The sequence below is a fragment of the Bittarella massiliensis (ex Durand et al. 2017) genome, from assembly GCF_009876955.1.
GTDB classification, from domain to species: domain Bacteria; phylum Bacillota; class Clostridia; order Oscillospirales; family Ruminococcaceae; genus Bittarella; species Bittarella massiliensis.
The window spans coordinates 42,514-59,755 of sequence record NZ_WWVY01000006.1 but is presented as its reverse complement, the minus strand read 5'-3'; the positions used below and the strand labels follow the sequence as shown (position 1 = coordinate 59,755).

At 61.2% G+C, this 17,242-nt stretch carries 15 protein-coding genes; 6 read left to right on the top strand and 9 right to left on the bottom strand.

Going from position 1 to position 17,242, the window contains the following annotated elements; all coding sequences use genetic code 11:
• Positions 1-208 precede the first annotated feature (208 nt).
• Complete coding sequence (locus GT748_RS08240; RefSeq protein ID WP_021660094.1) at positions 209-1,138, bottom strand: DUF1848 domain-containing protein; 930 nt, start codon at positions 1,136-1,138, stop codon at positions 209-211.
• Between the two features lie 492 nt (positions 1,139-1,630).
• Here GT748_RS08240 and GT748_RS08235 point away from each other — a divergent pair, with 492 nt between their 5' ends.
• From GT748_RS08235 to GT748_RS08215, 5 genes are all read left to right on the top strand, one after another.
• A complete protein-coding gene (locus GT748_RS08235) occupies positions 1,631-2,551 on the top strand; it encodes a carbohydrate kinase family protein (RefSeq protein ID WP_044992919.1) in 921 nt (306 codons plus the stop codon).
• A gap of 311 nt (positions 2,552-2,862) precedes the next feature.
• Positions 2,863-3,420 carry a hypothetical protein gene (locus GT748_RS08230; RefSeq protein ID WP_021660090.1) on the top strand — a complete coding sequence of 186 codons (558 nt, stop codon included), beginning with the start codon at positions 2,863-2,865 and terminating at the stop codon, positions 3,418-3,420.
• Between the two features lie 260 nt (positions 3,421-3,680).
• Positions 3,681-5,081: an MATE family efflux transporter gene (locus GT748_RS08225; protein WP_021660088.1), complete on the top strand. Its 1,401-nt coding sequence runs from the start codon at positions 3,681-3,683 to the stop codon at positions 5,079-5,081.
• Positions 5,082-5,162: 81 nt separating this feature from the next.
• Positions 5,163-6,035, top strand: coding sequence for a patatin-like phospholipase family protein (locus tag GT748_RS08220; protein ID WP_044992918.1), 873 nt, complete (start codon positions 5,163-5,165; stop codon positions 6,033-6,035).
• Positions 6,032-6,997 carry a D-2-hydroxyacid dehydrogenase gene (locus GT748_RS08215; protein ID WP_021660086.1) on the top strand — a complete coding sequence of 322 codons (966 nt, stop codon included), beginning with the start codon at positions 6,032-6,034 and terminating at the stop codon, positions 6,995-6,997. Before GT748_RS08220 ends, GT748_RS08215 begins: the two co-directional genes overlap by 4 nt.
• 78 nt (positions 6,998-7,075) lie before the next feature.
• On the opposite strand, the gene GT748_RS08210 is transcribed toward GT748_RS08215, so the two are convergent.
• The 3 genes from GT748_RS08210 to GT748_RS08200 all read right to left on the bottom strand — a co-directional run bounded on the left by GT748_RS08210 (position 7,076) and on the right by GT748_RS08200 (position 9,336).
• Positions 7,076-7,513, bottom strand: a complete 438-nt coding sequence (locus tag GT748_RS08210) for a Fur family transcriptional regulator (protein ID WP_052537670.1) — start codon at positions 7,511-7,513, stop codon at positions 7,076-7,078.
• A 42-nt stretch (positions 7,514-7,555) separates the two neighbouring features.
• On the bottom strand, positions 7,556-8,446 hold the full coding sequence (locus GT748_RS08205) for a putative manganese transporter (RefSeq protein ID WP_243148096.1): 891 nt from the start codon (positions 8,444-8,446) through the stop codon (positions 7,556-7,558).
• Between the two features lie 143 nt (positions 8,447-8,589).
• A complete protein-coding gene (locus GT748_RS08200) occupies positions 8,590-9,336 on the bottom strand; it encodes an aspartate/glutamate racemase family protein (protein WP_044992917.1) in 747 nt (248 codons plus the stop codon).
• A 235-nt stretch (positions 9,337-9,571) separates the two neighbouring features.
• Between GT748_RS08200 and GT748_RS08195 the strand changes: the two genes are divergently transcribed.
• Positions 9,572-10,564 (top strand): hypothetical protein, encoded by a 993-nt coding sequence (locus tag GT748_RS08195; protein ID WP_161213497.1) that lies wholly within the window; start codon positions 9,572-9,574, stop codon positions 10,562-10,564.
• Between the two features lie 86 nt (positions 10,565-10,650).
• On the opposite strand, the gene gyrA is transcribed toward GT748_RS08195, so the two are convergent.
• The 5 genes from gyrA to gyrB are packed head-to-tail and all read right to left on the bottom strand — an operon-like array spanning position 10,651 to position 17,209.
• Positions 10,651-13,188 carry a DNA gyrase subunit A gene (gene gyrA, locus GT748_RS08190; RefSeq protein ID WP_044992915.1) on the bottom strand — a complete coding sequence of 846 codons (2,538 nt, stop codon included), beginning with the start codon at positions 13,186-13,188 and terminating at the stop codon, positions 10,651-10,653.
• A gap of 60 nt (positions 13,189-13,248) precedes the next feature.
• Complete coding sequence (locus GT748_RS08185) at positions 13,249-13,929, bottom strand: YcxB family protein (protein ID WP_021660079.1); 681 nt, start codon at positions 13,927-13,929, stop codon at positions 13,249-13,251.
• The gene (locus tag GT748_RS08180; RefSeq protein WP_021660078.1) at positions 13,926-14,582 is read right to left on the bottom strand and encodes a YcxB family protein; all 657 of its coding nucleotides are present in this window, start codon (positions 14,580-14,582) and stop codon (positions 13,926-13,928) included. The genes GT748_RS08185 and GT748_RS08180 overlap by 4 nt, the downstream gene beginning before the upstream one ends.
• Positions 14,583-14,598: 16 nt before the next feature.
• A complete protein-coding gene (locus GT748_RS08175; protein WP_021660077.1) occupies positions 14,599-15,252 on the bottom strand; it encodes a hypothetical protein in 654 nt (217 codons plus the stop codon).
• A 28-nt stretch (positions 15,253-15,280) separates the two neighbouring features.
• Positions 15,281-17,209, bottom strand: coding sequence for a DNA topoisomerase (ATP-hydrolyzing) subunit B (gene gyrB / locus GT748_RS08170; RefSeq protein ID WP_052537669.1), 1,929 nt, complete (start codon positions 17,207-17,209; stop codon positions 15,281-15,283).
• Positions 17,210-17,242 lie beyond the last annotated feature (33 nt).

Sequence of the window (17,242 nt, the reverse complement as noted above, 5' to 3'; positions counted from 1 at the left end):
TATTACAAAATCATTGTACCCTACCCCAGAGGGGTTGGCAAATAGAAGTTTTCCCCCTTTTTCTGTGAGATGTGAACAATTTCCAGGGGCGAAATTTTGCCCTATTACTGTGAAAAAGCAAACGAAATACAGAGAAGGCCGGCCCGATGGGCCGGCCTGGTTTGTTTGAAGAAAGGAAAAGGGCGCGCCAAATGCCCGGGCACAGGTATCAGAAAAACCGCAGCTGGTCGTCCACCAGCGAGACCGACTCCCGCTTGGCGACCTGGTCTCCCGGGGAGAGGGAGGAGCAGAGCAGGGGGCTGTACTCGTCGTAGCGCTCATACCGGCGCAGGGCCGACTGCCCGCCCCCGCCGGCGTAACAGTAGCGGCAGCCGTTCAGGCAGCTGTCATAGACACCCACATCCACGCTCTCACAGCAGCCGCAGCCGGGGCGCTGCCCCCGGTCGGGCAGGTGGCGCAGGGGGATGCCGGAGATGGCGGCCAGCCGTCCCGCGTCCACACAGCGGCCGTGGGAGATGCCCCAGGAAGAGAGGTCGACACTCTCGCAGCAGGTGGCGAGGCCAAAGCCGCAGGCCGCGGCCGTCTCCGAAAAGGCGGGGGCCAGCCGCTCGATCTCGGCCCGGTTGGGGGCCCGCAGTCCCAGGTCGCGGCCGGTGCGGCCGGTCTTTTGATAGGAATCGAGAAAGCTGATGACGCAGCTGTCGGCAGCCCCGGCCAGCCGGTGGGCCATGGCGTCAAAGGAGCGCAGGTGGTACTCCACCGTGTAGGTGGGGCTGATGAGGATGGGGTCGTAGCGCCAGACCACCTGTTTGGGGGAGGTGGCCCGGGAGAGCTGCCAAAACAGGTCGATGAGCTGCCGCTTTTCGGGGAGGCCGGGTTCCAGATCCCTGCCGTAGGGGGTGAGGGTGAACTGAAAGTAGAAGGGGTAGGGGACCTGCCCCAGCAGGGGGAGGAGGGGGGCAGGGTTTTTGCTCCAAAACACTACCCCGTCCACCACCTGGGGGGAGAGGGAGATCTCGCTGATCTGGCGGGGGTGGAAGGGGTTTCTCACCCAGACCGAACCGGCCTTGATGCGGTTGATGAACCAGCGGCTGTAATAGCAGGGGATATCGGTGCGGCGGCTGGCGCTGACGATCACGGCTCTGCACCTCCTGACAACCGTCCGAAAGGGAGCAACTCCCCCTCAGCGGCGGCAAAATTTCTGTTTTTCTCTTGCTTTTATTGTACCGCAAAAGTGGGGGCTTGCGCCAGCGATTTTGCCAGAAAAGAGGGGGAATAGAGAGATTTTTTAGAAAAAGAGAGGGGTACCTTTTTTAGACAGATAACGGATCGATCCGTATGCCGCCAAAAAGCGGCGGCCTTTGTCAAAAGGAAGACTGGCCCCCTCACCCAGCGACTTATCTTCAGGGCCAACCGCACAAACTGCGATCTGTGCACCCGCTATCTTCGGGCATGAACCTCCTTTTTTTATCTCCTTCCCCTTTGAAATTCCCCCCTCTTTGTGCAAAACACCCAGAGATAGGGGTTCATTTCCGGCAACCCTACAATGTGGGCCGCGGCTCTTGAAAAGGCCGCGCCCCTGCTGGTATAGTGGGGGTGTACGAAAACCTGTTGCAAAGGAGGAGCGGCTGTGAAATACATTGTGGCGGGAATGACCATCACCAACGACGTGGTCTTTGCCGACGGCACCAAGAGCGATTGCCACCTGGGGGGCGCCATCTTCTCGCTGGAGGGGGTGCGCACCTACACCGACGACGTGCTCTACGTCTCCAACGTGGGGGACGATTTTGAGGAGTACTACGGCGAGTGGATGGCCCGCAACAACATGAAGCTGGACGGGATGAGCAAGGTGCTCGAACACACCCACTACAACATCGTCAAGTACCACCCGGACGGCACCTATTACGAGTACTCCATCTACGGGCCGGAGTTTGAGGCCCGCAACCGCGAGGCCACCTGGATCAATGCCGACCAGGTGCTGGCCGTCTGCCAAGGGGCCAAGGCCATGTACATCGACAGCCACGAGAAGGAGCCCTTCTGGCAGCGGGTGGACGAGGTGCGGGCAACCGGCTGCCAGATCCTGTGGGAGCCCCCCACCAAATGCCTGGTAGACCCAGAGGTGCGGGAAAAGACCTGGAAAATCATCGACAAGGTGGATATGTACACCATGAACCGGCCCGAGTCCTTCGCCTTTTTCGGGGTGGACAGCGAAGAGGCGGTGCTCGAAAAGCTGTTGGAGTACGGCAAGCCCTGTTTCTACCGGGTGGGCTCCAAGGGCTCGTACATGGTGTCGGGGGGAGAGTACGCCTTTGCCCCCAGCATCGACATCGGCGAATTCGTGGACCAGACCGGCTGCGGAAACTGCTCCACCGCGGCGGCCATGTACGCCTATTTCGAGGGGTATGACAACCTGATGGTGGCGGTGATGGCCAACATCGCCGCAGGGTACAACCTGCTGCAGTACGGCCCCTATCCCCACTTCACCCCCGAGGTGACCGCCGACGCCCTGGCCCTGGCGGAAAAGACCTGCGCCGAACTGCGGGCCAAATAGAACTTCTTTTGCACCCGCGAGAGGGCGGCGGCCTGTTTGGCCGGCCGCCCTTTTTGCGCCCGCAGACAGGGGGGAGAGGCCTTTTTCTCGGCTGGAAACCATGGTATAATAGCCGCAATGCGGTCATTATACCGGGGGCGGCCAGGCAGATGTGAAAGTGCTGTCTGCCCCATGACCAAGTACCATGGCGCGCCCGGCGACCGCACGGCAGGGCTTGACGGTGCGGCAGGTGCGCGGGCCCATGTGCGCCCTGCGCCCACGGGGCGCCACCGCGGCCAGCCGGTGGCCAGCTGAAGAAGGAGAGGGAAAAGATGAGCGAACAAAGCCCCAAGCGCAAGCTGTTTAATATTGTGCTGCTCTGCTGTGCGGCGGTGCTGCTGGTGGGGGTGGTCAACTACTTTCTCAACGGCCGGGGCCACAGCAAAAAAATTGGCGCCGCCGAGCTGATGGAGCGCTACCAGAGCGCCTGCCAAGAAGCGGGGCTGACGGCCGACTGGGGGGAGGCCATGACCTTTTCTGAAAACACCTGGAACGCCAAGTTTGCCGCCGGTGAGGGGCAGTTGATGATGCGGGTGGAGCAAAACGACAAGGGCTACCTGAAGGCCGCCCAGTTTCAGTGGGACACCGGCTCTGTGCGCGACGAGGAGATGCGCCCCTGGGTGGACGCCACGTTCCTCTGCGCCGATGTGGAGCTGTCCGCCAGCGACCTGGATTCGGTCTGGTACAACCTGACCGACGAGTCCTCCATCAAGAAAAACGACCAGGGGGCCGACACCTCCTCCTACTCACTGCACAAGATGGCCTACTCCTGGTACCGGGACGAACACTTTACTGCTGTGTTGGTAGGGGACCCAGGGGCCTACCGGTAGGTCTTTATTCCCAAATTTAGTATAAACAAAACTAAATACTACTATTTGTATTGAAAAGAGGGCCGGTTTTTGCCGTTTGCCCTCTTTTTTTGTGTCCATCCTTCGGTTTCGCCCGCAAGGGAAGGGCTGCGCCAAACCGCCGCCCTTTGCCCGCGACCCGACAAAAGAGGGGCGTTTTGGATGGCGAAAACCGTTCAGTTGTGATACTATATTCATTGGTAGAAAATGACCGGGGGAGACCCCCGAAAGGAGAGACCAATTTGGAAGCAAGCGCAGAAAAACAGAGTCAATTTGCCAACGGAAACATCTTTAAACTGGTGCTAAAGCTGTCCATTCCCGCCATCACGGCCCAGCTCATCAACGCCCTGTACAACATCGTCGACCGGATGTATATCGGCCGGATGGAGGGGGTGGGGGCCGCCGCCCTCACCGGGGTCGGGGTGTCGATGCCCATCATCATGATCATCTCGGCCTTTGCCGCCCTCATCGGGATGGGGGGCGCCCCCCTCACCAGCATCCGCCTGGGGGCGGGGAAAAAGGAGGAGGCCGAGTCCATCCTCGGCAACTGCATGGCCCTGCTGGTGGCGGTGGGGCTGGTGCTGACGGCGGTCTTCCTTCTCTTCAAGCGGCCGATGCTGCTGGCCTTTGGCGCCAGTGAAAACACCCTGCCCTACGCCGACAGCTACCTGACCATCTACCTGCTGGGCACCCTCTTCGTGCAGACCAGTCTGGGGATGAACGCCTTCATCAACTCCCAGGGGTTTGCCGGCACCGGGATGGTGACCGTCCTCATCGGCGCGGTGCTCAACATCATCCTCGACCCCATCTTCATCTTTGGGCTGGGGATGGGGGTGCAGGGGGCGGCCCTGGCCACCATCCTCTCCCAGGCGGTGTCGGCGGTCTGGGTCGTCGCCTTCCTCTGCTCGAAAAAGACCATCCTCAAAATCAAGCGGCCCAACTTGAAGCTGTGGACCCCCCACTCGGGGCAGGTGCTGGCCCTGGGGATGGCCCCCTTTATCATGCAGTCCACCGAGAGTTTGGTGCAGATCGCCTTCAACTCCAACCTACAGCTCTACGGCAACGACCTCTACGTGGGGGCCATGACCATCCTCTCCTCGGTGATGCAGGTGCTGCTGATGCCCCTGATGGGCTTTACCCAGGGGGCCCAGCCCATCATCGGCTACAACTACGGGGCGGGCAATGCCGACCGGGTCAAAAAGGCGGTGAGCTATTCCGTCGGCCTGTGCATGGTCTACGCCGTCGCCATGTGGCTGGCCATCCGCCTGGCGCCCACCGCCTTTACCGCCATCTTCACCAGCGACCCGGCCCTGACCGAGACAGCGGTGGGGGCGATGGACATCTTCTTCTTTGCAATGTTCATCATGGGCGCTCAGTGTGCCTTTCAAAACGCCTTTATCGCCCTGGGGAAGGCAAAGATCTCCGTCTTTTTGGCCCTTCTCCGCAAAATCATCCTCCTGATCCCCCTCATCTACATCCTGCCCCACTTCTTCGGCACCGACGGCATCTTCACCGCCGAGCCGGTGGCCGACTTTTTGGCGGCCGTGACCACCATCACCGTCTTTTTGACCCAGTTTGGAAAGATCCGGCAGGAGATGGAGCAGACCCGCCTACAGTTGACACAGAAGAAAACGACCGACTGACCACAGCCAAAACAACCGAGCAAGATAAACCAGCCCCCTTGCAGAGGGCGCCGGCAAAACCAGAACAGGGAGGGAAAACCATTGAAAACAGCGCTTGTATTGGAGGGCGGCGGCATCCGCGGGACCTACACCGCAGGGGTGCTGGACGTCTTTTTGGAGGAGGGGATCGCCTTCCCCTACGTCATCGGCTCCTCGGCGGGGGCCTGCAACGCCTGCTCCTACCTCTCGGGGCAGAAGGGGCGGCAGTACACCATCAACACCAAGTACCTGGACAAGCGGTATGCCGGCTTCTGGCAGCTGATGAAAAACGGCAGTTTCATGAACATGGACTACCTCTTTCACACCCTGCCCACCGAGCTGGTGCCCTTTGATTTTGACGCCTTTGACCAAAACCATACCACCTTTTACGCCACCGCCACCAACTGCTACACCGGCATGACCGAGTATTTTGAGAAGGAGGGGATGGACCGCTTCCTCACCCCGGTGCGGGCCTCCTCCTCCCTGCCGCTGATGACGCCGATGGTGGTCTGGAAAAAGGCCGCCTACCTGGACGGCGGGCTCACCGACCCCATCCCCTTTCAGCGGGCGCTGGAGGACGGGAACGACCGGGTGGTGGCGGTGCTGACCCGCCCCCAGGACTATGTGAAGAAAAAGCCGGACAGCTTTCACGCCATCAAGAGCGTGTACAAGGAGTTTCCCCAGTTTGTCGCCGCGGTGAAGGAGCGCCCCCAGGTCTACAACGGCCAGACGGCGGCCCTGGCCCAGTTGGAGGGACAGGGGAAGGCCTTTGTGCTCCGCCCCAGCGAGAGCATCCAGATGGGGCGGGTGCGGGCCAAACCCGAGCAGGTGGAGGCCCTCTACCAGCTGGGGCAGAAGGACGCCCGGGACAACCTGCCGGCCCTCAAACAGTTTTTGCTGCGGGGGGACGAGGAGAGCGAGGAGGTGACCCGGTGAAGGCAGTGGTTTTGGACGGATATACCCTCAACCCGGGGGACTTGAGCTGGGAGGAGGTCTCCTCCCAGGTGGAGGAGTTCACCCTTTACGACGGCACCCCCCAGGAACTGGCCGCCCAGCGGATCGGGGATTGCGAAATCGTCTTTACCAACAAGGTGGAGATCACCCGCGAGGTGATGGAGGCCTGCCCCTCTATGAAGATGGTGGGCCTGCTGGCCACCGGCTACAACATTGTGGACATTGCGGAGGCGGCGCGGCGGGGGATCTTTGTCTGCAACGTGCCCAGCTACTCCACCCCCTCGGTGGCGCAGATGACCTTTGCCCTGCTGCTGGAAATCGCCAACGGGGTGGGGCTGCACGACGAGTCGGTCAAGGCGGGGGAGTGGACCGGCTGCAAGACCTTCTCCTACTGGAAAAAACCCCAGGTCGAGCTCTGTGGCAAGATCTTCGGGGTGGTGGGCTTTGGCAGCACCGGCCGGGCGGCGGCCGCCATTGCCCGCGCCTTTGGGATGGAGGTGCGCGTCTACACCCGCACCCGGCGGCCCGAACTGCTGGGGGAGGGGATGGCCTTTTGCACCCTGGACGAACTGCTGCGGACAAGCGATGTGCTCAGCCTCCACTGCCCGCTGACGGACGAGACACAGGGTCTGATCGGCGCCGACGCCTTGCGCCGGATGAAGGAGGGGGCCATCCTCCTCAACACCGCCCGGGGCGCCCTCTGCGACGAGGGGGCGGTGGCCGACGCCCTGCGGGCGGGCCGTCTGGCCGGGGCGGGCTTTGACGTGGCCTCGGTGGAGCCGATCGCCGCCGACAACCCCCTGCTGACTGCGCCCAACTGCTTTATTACCCCCCACATCGCCTGGGCGACCAAGGCCGCCCGCAGCCGGCTGATGGAGGTGTTGGGGCAAAACCTGCGCGCCTTTTTGGCCGGAAAGCCACAGAATGTGGTCAACGGGCTGTAAAACTTGATGATCCTATTAAGATGATTTTTCAAATCGAAAAGGCCCCTGCCGAAAACTGGTTCCGGCAGGGGCCTTTTTTTATTTTTTTGTCTTTTCCCGGCACTCGGCGCAGACGCCGGTAAACTCCAAACTGTGGCCCTGCACCAAAAAGCCGGTGGTCTCGTAGATCTCCCGCTCCAACCCCTCCAGCGGGCACTGGCCGAGGGAGAGTGTCTGCCCGCAGACAAGGCAGCGCAGGGTATGACCGTGGTGTTCCCGCCGCAGGGCGTAGAGGGCGCTGCCGTCGGCGCCCAGGCGGCGGTAGACCAGCCCCCGCTCCTCCAGGGCGGCCAGGGTGCGGTAGACGGTGGAGCGGTTGCAGCCGGCCGGGTCGCCGATGCACTCGGCCACCGCTTCGGCTGTCAGAGGTCCGCCTGCCTGCAGGAGGGCGGCCAGCACCAGTTGACGCTGGCGGGTGATCCGCATCCCGCCCTGCCGCAGAAGGGCGGCGGCCTCTTCTCTCATCTGGTTTTCCACAATTCCACACCCCTTTGGTTGAAAACAGCCGGTCTGACTTCGCTAGTACCCCAACAGTTGCAGGGCAATTCCCGCGCCGATGCCGATGGCCAGCAGGGCCGCAAGGATGAGGGCGTTTTGCCGCTTGTTGTGATTTTGTTTAAATAGGACCACCAGCCCCAGCCCTGCACCGGTGGTCAGCCCCGCCACCACCGAGCCGAAGGTGAGGCTGCCGGAGAGGTAGAGTTCAGTCAGCAAGACCGAGGAGGCACAGTTGGGGATGGCGCCGATGAAAGCCGCCAGCACCGGCTGCCAAAGGCTGTTTTGCAGCAGCAGACGGGAGAGATTTTCGGTGCCGATGAGGGCGATGGTCAGGTTGAGGGCCAGCATGATGCCCACGACAAAGGCAAAGATCTGCAGGGTGTGCACCGCTGCGGCCCGCAGCAGGGGATGGCGGCCCCGATAGGCGTCACAGCTGCCGCAGCCGTGGTGATGGTGGTGGTGCTCCTCCTCGTGGGCGGCCGGCGCGGACGGCTTTTCCCCCCGTCGCCCACGGCGGAGGAACAGGTCGGCAATCAGCCCCACCGCCACTGCCAGCAGCGCCTTGGTGAGGAGCAACTGCCCCATCAGCCCCAAGCTGCCGGGGTTTGCCAGCAGTACGGGGATGGCCTCGTCAGAGGTGGAGATAAAGACCGCCAACAGGGTGCCGGTGGTGATGAGCCCCCGGGCGTAGAGGTTGGCGGCAGCGGCCGAAAAACCGCACTGGGGAACCAGCCCCAGCAGGGCTCCCCCCACCGCGCCAAAGGGCCCCCCCAGGGCCCGGTGCAGATTTTTGGCCCGGTGCTCCATGTACTCGATGAGCAGATAGGCCCCAAAGAGAAAGGGCAGCATCTTGACGCCGTCGATGGCGGTGTCGAGGAGTATATCGAAAAGGGTTTCCAGCAATGCAGACAAAAGAGGACCTCCCGGCCGACCGGCAATCCCTGCCGCGGCCTACTTCAAAAGAATAGTAGTTGCGACACAATCGCAACTACTTTATGAGTATACCTCTTTTTCCACAAAAAATCCAGAGAAAAATGACTTTTGACAAATATTTCTCAGATCGAGGGAAATGTCTCTTCTCTTTGAACGCTGATGAGCGTTTTATAGGCGGGTTTGAGGCGGGCGCCACAGGACAAAACAGAGGCGCGGGCCAACACATCCAGGATATCCAGGTACCCTCCGCCCAGGCGGAGTTCTTCCCGGGCCACAGAGAGTTCGGTGCAGCCCAAGAGAATACACTGGCAACCCTTTTTCAATAGGCTGTCGCTGACCTGGGCAAAGGCGCCGGCGTCGGCCGGGTGGCCCGCTTTGATGTCGCGGTAGATGATGTCCGTCACCCTGCGCTGGTTGATCCGATCGGGCGTCACCGCCGCGATCCCCCGGCGGGCGAGGGCGTTTTGCAGGAGGCCGGTGCGAATGGTCCCCTCGGTGGCGAGGATGCCCACCCTGCTCACCCCCTCCCTCTGCAAACAGAGAGCCGCCTCCTCCAGGGCGTTGAGGATGGGTACCCCCACCACCTGTTGGAGGGGGGCCAAAAAGTAGTGGGCGGTGACACAGGGGATGGCGATCCGCCCCGCCCCCAGCCCTTCCAGGGCCTTGACTGCGGCGGTGAGGGCGGGCAGGGGGTCGGGCTGGCTGCGATCGAGGATATAGGCGGTGCGGTCAGGGGTGGACGGGCGGTTGAGAAGGGCGATCTCCAGGTGCTCCTGGTCGCTCCCGGCGTCGGTCATCTCCACACAGCGGCGCAGAAAACAGGCGGTGGCCAGGGGGCCAAGGCCGCCTGCAACTCCCAAAATCATCATCTCTTTGCTTCCTTTCTCGGCTTTCGTTCGGGTTTCTTGGCTCTGCTCAAAAAGCAAAAACACCCTGAACCAGGGTGTTTTTGGGCCCCTCGGGAGGGGAGAGGCAGCCCGGATTCATCAGCTATTCACGTTTTATTATTAGTTTACCAGATAAATTGATTTACAATATATATAAATTGTAAATGCAAAGCGAAATCGTCGGTCACAGAAGTGGCTGAGAGGAGGAGACATGCCATTGGACAGAAGAGTGGTGTTGCTGGCGGATCGGGTGCAGTCCTACGGGGAGGTGACCCAGTTCAGCGACAATTTGGAGTGTGTGAGCGAGGGGTATTTTGAATCCCTCTACAGCGGGCTGCGGGAGGTGGCGCCCGCGGTGGTCCACTACAGCCATCCGGCCCAGCTGATGGAGCACATCCGCGAACACCAGGACGACATCGTCTTTACGGTCTGGTCGGGGCGGCGCTCCCGCAATCGGCGGGGATATGTGGGCTCCATCTGCGAGGCCTACGGCATCCCCTATGTGGGGGCCGACCCCTATGTGCAGCTGCTGACCGAGGACAAGAGCCTGACCAAACAGCTCTGCCGGAAGTACGGCATCGACAGCGCCCGCGAGGTGTTGGTGGAGGGGCCCGACCAACTGCCCCAAATCGACGACCTGCGCTGCCCGCTGGTGGTCAAACCCAACGCCGAAGGGGGGTCCAACGGCATCACCCGGCGGAGTTTGACGGACAGCCACGAGGGGGCCAAACAGCTGGCCAGAGAGCTGCTCGCCCACTTTCAGCAGCCCATTTTGGTGGAGGAGTACATCGAGGGGCGGGAGATCTGCGCCAGCATCGCCGGCACCCCGGAACGCATCGACGTGTTGGAGGCCGACCTGTTGATTTTAAACGGAAAGGACTACCAAGCCCACGAGATCTACAGCTGTGAGCCCAAGAAGGGGGAGCAGGGGAAGGTGGAGATGGTGCGGGGGACCCATCTGCTCACCGAGCAGATGAGGGAACGGTTCGCCCGCCTTTTTAAGGCCCTGGGCAAGGTGGATGTGATGCGGGTGGACGGCCGCATCGGCCCCGACGGGTTCAAGCTCATCGAGCTCTCTCCCGACTGCTACATGGGAGCCGACGGCAGCACTGCCCTCTGCTTTGAGTGGGCGGGGTACAGCTATCCACAGATGCTGGAGCTACTGCTGCAAAACGCCCTGGCGGAGTTTGCAAAGAGGCGATCCCTCTAGCCCCGCAGGGTCGACCGCCTTTTGATCGAATGAACAAAAAAGAGGGAACAGCTTATAAGCTACTCCCTCTTTCTCTTTCACAACTGCTATTCCGCCGGCTCCTCGGCTGGGGTCTCAAGGGCGGGGGTGTCGGCGGACGGCTCTTCCTGGTCGCCCTCCCACTCGCCGTTCTCTTCCTCTTCTCTGGCGGTGCGGGCCATGGTGACCACCCGTTCCCCTTCGGGGACCCGCATCACCCGCACGCCCTGGGCGTAGCGGGACTGGACGCTGATGTCTGCCACCGAAATGCGGATGATAACCCCGTTGGAGGCGATGAGGATCAGGTCGTCCTCCTCGTCCACCACCTTGATGTTGCAGACCTGGCCGTTTTGCTCGACCTGCTTGTAGTTGGTGATCCCCTTGCCGCCGCGGGCCTGCAGCCGGTATTCCGACAGGTCGGTGCGCCGGCCCAACCCCTTCTCGGTGACGGTGACCAGGGTGGCCCCCTCGCGGACACGGGCCATGCCGATGACCTGATCCCCCTCTTCCAGGGCGATGGCTTTCACGCCCCGGGCGCTGCGGCCCAGGGGGCGGACGTCGTTCTCGTCAAAGCGGATGGCCTTGCCCATCTGGGTGGCGACGATCAGCTGGTTCTGGCCGCCGGTGAGGCGGCACCAGGCCAGTTCGTCCCCCTCGTCGAGGGTGATGCAGATGAGCCCGCCCTTGCGGTTGGTGTAGAAGGCTGAGAGGGCGGTGCGCTTGATGACCCCCTGGCGGGTGACCATGATCAGGTACTGGTCGTCGGTGAACTCGGTGACCTTGATCATCGAGGTGACCTTCTCGTTCTCCTCCAGCGGCAGCAGGTTGACGATGTTGATGCCGCGGGAACCGCGGGAACCCTCGGGCACCTGATAGCACTTCTGCCGGTAGAGGCGGCCCCGGTTGGTCATAAAGAGGACGTAGTCGTGGCTGGAGCAGACAAACAGCTCCTCGGCAAAGTCCTCCTCCCGCCGGGTCATCCCCGACAGGCCGCGGCCGCCACGGCGCTGGGTCTTGTAGGTGGAGACCGGCTGGCGCTTGATGTAGCCGTAGTGGGTGAGGGTGAGGACGCACTCCTCCTGGGGGATGAGGTCCTCGATGTCCACCTCGCCGCTGACGGCGGCAATCTCGGTGCGGCGGTCGTCGCCGTACTTCTCTTTGATTTCGTTTGCCTCGTCCTTGATGATGGAGAGGAGTTTGTCCTCGTCGGCGAGGATGGCCTCCAATTCGCCGATCTGCACCATCAGGGCAGCCAACTCCTCCTCGATCTTGCTGCGCTCCAGACCGGTGAGCTGGCCCAGGCGCATGGCGACGATGGCCGAGGCCTGCACGTCGTCAAAGCCAAAGCGCTCCATCAGCCGCTCTTTGCCCTCGGGGATGCTCTTGCTCTCCCGCAATATGGCAATGACCTCGTCGATGAAGTCCAGGGCGATTTTGAGACCTTCCAAGATGTGGGCCCGCTCCCTGGCCTTTTTCAGGTCAAACTGGGTGCGGCGGGTGATGACCGATTTCTGGAAGTCGATGTACTGCTGGAGCATCTCCTTGAGGCTCAAGACCTTGGGCTCGCCGCCGGACATGGCCAGCATGATGACCCCCACCGTCTCCTGCAGCTGGGTGTAGGAGTAGAGCTGGTTGAGGATGACCTGGGGGATGGCGTCCTTTTTCAGCTCCACCACGATGTGGATGCCCTGCATGTTGGACTGGTCTTTGAGGGAGGAGATGCCGTCCACCCGTTTTTCCTTGACCAAATCGGCAATGCTGGAAACCAGGCGCGACTTGTTGACCATGTAGGGGATCTCGGTGATGATGATCTGGTTGCGGCCGTTTTTCCCCTCGACGATCTCCGCCCGGCCCCGCAGGGTGATCTTGCCGCGGCCGGTGGCGTAGGCGGCGCGGATGCCCGAATAGCCCATGATGATCCCCCCGGTGGGGAAGTCGGGGCCCTTTATATGATCCATCAGCTCGGCGACAGAGGCGTCGGGGTTGTCGATGAGGAAGTTCATCCCCTCGATGACCTCTCTCATGTTGTGGGGGGGGATGTTGGTGGCCATCCCCACGGCGATGCCGGTGGAGCCGTTGACCAGCAGGTTGGGGAAGCGGGAGGGCAGGACCGACGGCTCCTGCAGCCGGTCGTCGTAGTTGGGGACGAAGTCCACCGTCTCCTTCTCGATGTCCTGCAACATGTACTCGGAGATCCGGCTCATCTTCGACTCGGTGTACCGGTAGGCGGCCGGGGGGTCGCCGTCGATGGAGCCGAAGTTGCCCTGTCCCTGTACCAGGGGGTAGCGCAGGGAGAAGTCCTGCGCCAGGCGGACCATGGCGTCGTATACCGCCGCGTCGCCGTGGGGGTGGTAGCTGCCCAGCACCGAACCGACGGTGTCGGCGCACTTGCGAAACGCCTTGGACGCGGTGAGACCGCGCTCGAACATGGTGTACAAAATGCGGCGGTGCACCGGCTTGAGGCCGTCCCGCACGTCCGGCAGGGCGCGGCCGACAATGACCGCCATCGAATAGTCCAGATAGGACTTTTTCATCTCTTTTTCCAGGTCGACGACGATGACTTTGGTGTTGTCAGCCGTTGGCGTCACGGTTTCTCCTGTACTCATAATGGTTTCTTGCCTCCTCATTGGGGTTTTCGGGTGTGGGCGGGGGAACTTGAGGGCCTGTTACTTGAGTTTCCGCCTCGTAAAGTCGCCGAAGATGGTCTTCATCTCCACCTCGGTGTTCATGTATCCGTTTTTGAAGAAGTACTCCTTCAGGTCGATGGAGAGGATCTTCGAGAGCTCGGCAAACTGTTCGGTCTCCATCTTGGATTTGGGGATGGGGACACAGGTCTGGTCGCCGGTGATGAGGGCGAAAAAGTCGGCGTCCTCATAGGCCTCGTAGAGGTTTTTGTACTCCTTGTTGACCTCGATCCTGCCGTCGTCGCTGCGAAAGAGAAAGCTCTCCCGCCCCAGGACGACGATCCCCCCGTGCATGGCCTCGTGCCGGTCCCTGACAATGCTCTCCAGCCGGCGGCGGGTGTAGATGTTGTAGAAGACCGCCATCAGGATACAGATGACCATCAACAGGGCGGACATCCCCACCATCTGCCAGTTGATCTTGGAGAAGTCCAGGTGGGAGTAGTCGATATAGGGGGATACAGTGCCGTTTTCCAGGGTGTGCACCGCCACCGCCGACTGGCCCAGGGCGTAGATCATGCTGCAAAAAAAGATGAGGGCCATCACCGAAAAGAAGACGGTGCGGATGATGTTTCCCCGCTTTTCCTTCTTGCCGTAGACCAGGTCGAACACCTTGCGAGTGTCGTCCAGGGTGAGTTCGTACTGCAGTTGCAGGGGAAATTTCATTGCTCGCCGTTCCTTTCAGAGAGGGGGTCGCCGGACCCCTCGGACCCCTCTTCCTCCTGGGCGGCCAGCTCGTCGGCCTCGCGGTCCAGCTCCTCCGCCTCTTCCAGCTCGGCCTCGTCCATCTTCCGGCGCACCAGCTCTTCGATCTGCTCGATCTTCTCCTCGCCGATGGCCTTCAGGGGCAGCACATAGCCGCCCTCTTTGCTCATCCGCAAAATCAGGCAGTCCCCCAGGCGGTAGACCTTTTGCAGGTCCTTGTAGGCAACGCTGCCGGTGCCCACACAGGAGGTCTCGAAAATCTTGTCCTCCAAAAACTCCAGGGTGACGTCGTTGTGAAAGTACTCGTTTTGATCAAAGGTCTTTTTCACCGCCTTGGAGAGCTGCCGCTCAAAGAAGGCGGGGTAGAAGAGGACCGAGAACAGCCCCATGCACAGCAGGGCCACCGCCAGCACCAGGTTGAGGGAGGAGTTGGACTGGCTGGTGAAGTTGAGCACCAAAAAGACCACGGCCATCACGATTTCCATCGCGCCGAAGATGGTGACCTTCTTCTTGCTCTTGTCGATCATCTCTTTGGAGACGTGCATGTTGAAGTTGTAAAAGTCATTAAAATCCATCTGAAAGGTGACTTTGAGAATAGGGGATCCCTTGCTCATGGAAAACACTCCTTTTTTAGCGGGCCGAACGGTCCTCGGTGGCCAGATGAAGGCCTTCCAGCTCCTCCTCTGTGAGGAGTTTGGGGATGTGGTACTCCTCGATCTTTTCGCCTAAAAAAGCGCGCAGCTTTTCGACCTTGTCGGGGAAGATGTAGCGCTTGGAGATGATGACGCGCTGAAACTGCCGCAGGTTGGGCTTGTTGGTGTTCTCCTTGATGCGGATGATGATCAGGTTCGACGTCTCCTGGATGTAGGCGATGTCCTCGTACTCGAAGAAGCGCCGGTAGTTGTCTGCGGCGAGGTTGACCTCGCTCTCCCCAAAGGAGAGGGAGATCTTGTCGTCGTAGATGTTGACGATGTTGCTCTTTTTCAAGTTGAGGTAGAGGTTTGTCATGTTGCGGTAGTCGGCGATGTAGCCGCTGTGATACTCGTAGAAAAAGCGCAGCACAAAGACCGCCGCAAAGGCCAGGGTCAGCCAGATGTAGGCCTTGTCGATGAAGGGGGCAAAGACGAAGAAGAGGGTGAACAGCAAATCGGCGATCAGACACTTCATCAGCACGTTGGCGGCATTCTTGCGGTCGTCCAGACAGGACCAGTACTGCTCAAAGAGGAGAAATTCATACCAGTCGTCCTGGTTGTTGATATAGGTGACTTGGGGGTATTCGTTCATAGGTGCTCTCCTGTTGCCATGCGGCCGGTCAGATGTCCAGATTCTTGACGTACCGGGCGTTTTTCTCGATGAACTCGCGGCGGGGGGCCACCTTGTCGCCCATGAGGATGGTGAAGATCTCGTCGGCGCGGGCGGCGTCGTCCATCTCCACCTTGAGCACGGTGCGGTTCTCCGGGTTCATGGTGGTCTCCCACAGCTGTTTGGGGTTCATCTCGCCAAGGCCTTTGTAGCGGGAGATCTCCCACTTGCCCTCCAGGGTGGCCATGTACTGGTCGCGCTCTTTGTCGGTATATGCGTAGTAGACCTTTTTGCCCTTGAAAATCTTGTAGAGGGGGGGCTGGGCCAGGTAGACCCGGCCGTCCTCGATGAGGGGGCGCATGTAGCGGAAGAAGAAGGTCAGCAGCAGGGTGCGGATGTGGGAACCGTCCACATCGGCATCGGCCATGATGATGATCTTGCCGTAGCGGACCTTCGAGATGTCAAAGTCCTCGCCGATGCCGCAGCCCAGGGCCAGGACGATGGGCATCAGTTTGTCGTTGCCGTAAACCCGGTCCACCCGGGCCTTCTCCACGTTGAGCATCTTGCCCCAGAGGGGGAGGATGGCCTGGAAGCTGGAATCCCGCCCCATCTTGGCGGAGCCGCCGGCGGAATCGCCCTCCACGATGTAGAGTTCGGTGTGGACGTTGTCGGTGTCGGCGCAGTCGGCCAACTTGCCGGGGAGGGAGGCCGATTCCAGCGCGGTCTTGCGCCGGGTCAACTCCCTGGCCTTGCGGGCGGCCTCCCTGGCGCGGGAGGCGGTGAGGGCCTTGTCAAAGACCGCCTTGACCACGGCGGGATTCTCTTCAAAGTAGACCATCAGCTTGTCGTAAACCATCGACTCCACCAGGGAGCGCACCTCGGTGTTGCCCAGGCGGGCCTTGGTCTGGCCCTCAAACTGGGCCTCGGTCAACTTGACGCTGATGACCACCGTCAGCCCCTCCCGCACGTCCTCGCCGGAGAGGTTTTTGTCCCCGTCTTTGAGGATGCCGGCCTTCTTGCCGTACTCGTTGAACACCCGGGTGAGGGCCGACTTGAAGCCCATTTCGTGGGTGCCGCCGTCGGTGGTGTGGATGTCGTTGGCAAAAGAGAGGATGACCTCGTTGTAGCTGTCGTTGTACTGCATGGCGATCTCGGCGGTGGTGTCGCCCTTCTGCCCCGACAGGTAGATGATGTCGGGGTGGATGCAGTCGAGCCCCTTTTTCTTGTGCAGGTACTCCACAAAGCTGCGGATGCCGCCCACGTAGTGGAGGGTCTCGGAGAGGGGGTTCTCCCCGTCGCGCTGGTCGGACACCCGCACCCGCACCCCGGCATTGAGGAAGGCCTGCTCCCGCAGCCGGGAGAGGAGGGTGTCGTAGTCGTACTCGACCTCTTCAAAGATCTCCTCGTCGGCCTTGAACTGGACGATGGTGCCGGTCCCCTCGCAGGGGCCCACCACCTTCAAGTCCTCTTCGGGCACGCCGCGGTGAAATTTCTGGTAGTGCAGCTTTCCGTCGTGTTTGACCCAGACCTCCAACTCGGTGGAGAGGGCGTTGACCACCGAGGCGCCCACGCCGTGGAGACCGCCGGAGACCTTGTACCCGCCGCCGCCGAACTTGCCGCCGGCGTGGAGGATGGTAAAAACCACCGTCACCGCCGGCAGGCCGGTCTTGTGCTGGATCCCCACCGGGATGCCGCGGCCGTTGTCCTCCACCCGGATGACGTTGCCGGGGAGGATGTCCACCGAGATGTCGGTGCAAAAGCCCGCCATGGTCTCGTCGATGGCGTTGTCCACGATCTCGTAGACCAGGTGGTGGAGCCCCCGGGGCCCGGTGGAGCCGATGTACATGCCCGGGCGCTTGCGCACCGCTTCCAGCCCCTCCAGGACCTGGATCTGGTCTCCGCCGTACTCTTGTTCGCTCAAGGGTTTATTTTCTTCCACAGATGATTCCTCCCATTGGATGGCGCTGCAGTG

What these genes read in the sequence shown, in the direction of transcription:
- GT748_RS08230 (WP_021660090.1), top strand. Translation starts at nt 2,863, where the DNA reads ATGAGCGAACAAAGCCCCAAGCGCAAGCTGTTTAATATTGTGCTGCTC.
- GT748_RS08200 (WP_044992917.1), bottom strand. Translation starts at nt 9,336, where the DNA reads ATGATGATTTTGGGAGTTGCAGGCGGCCTTGGCCCCCTGGCCACCGCC.
- gyrA (WP_044992915.1), bottom strand. Translation starts at nt 13,188, where the DNA reads ATGAGTACAGGAGAAACCGTGACGCCAACGGCTGACAACACCAAAGTC.
- GT748_RS08185 (WP_021660079.1), bottom strand. Translation starts at nt 13,929, where the DNA reads ATGAAATTTCCCCTGCAACTGCAGTACGAACTCACCCTGGACGACACT.
- GT748_RS08180 (WP_021660078.1), bottom strand. Translation starts at nt 14,582, where the DNA reads ATGAGCAAGGGATCCCCTATTCTCAAAGTCACCTTTCAGATGGATTTT.
- GT748_RS08175 (WP_021660077.1), bottom strand. Translation starts at nt 15,252, where the DNA reads ATGAACGAATACCCCCAAGTCACCTATATCAACAACCAGGACGACTGG.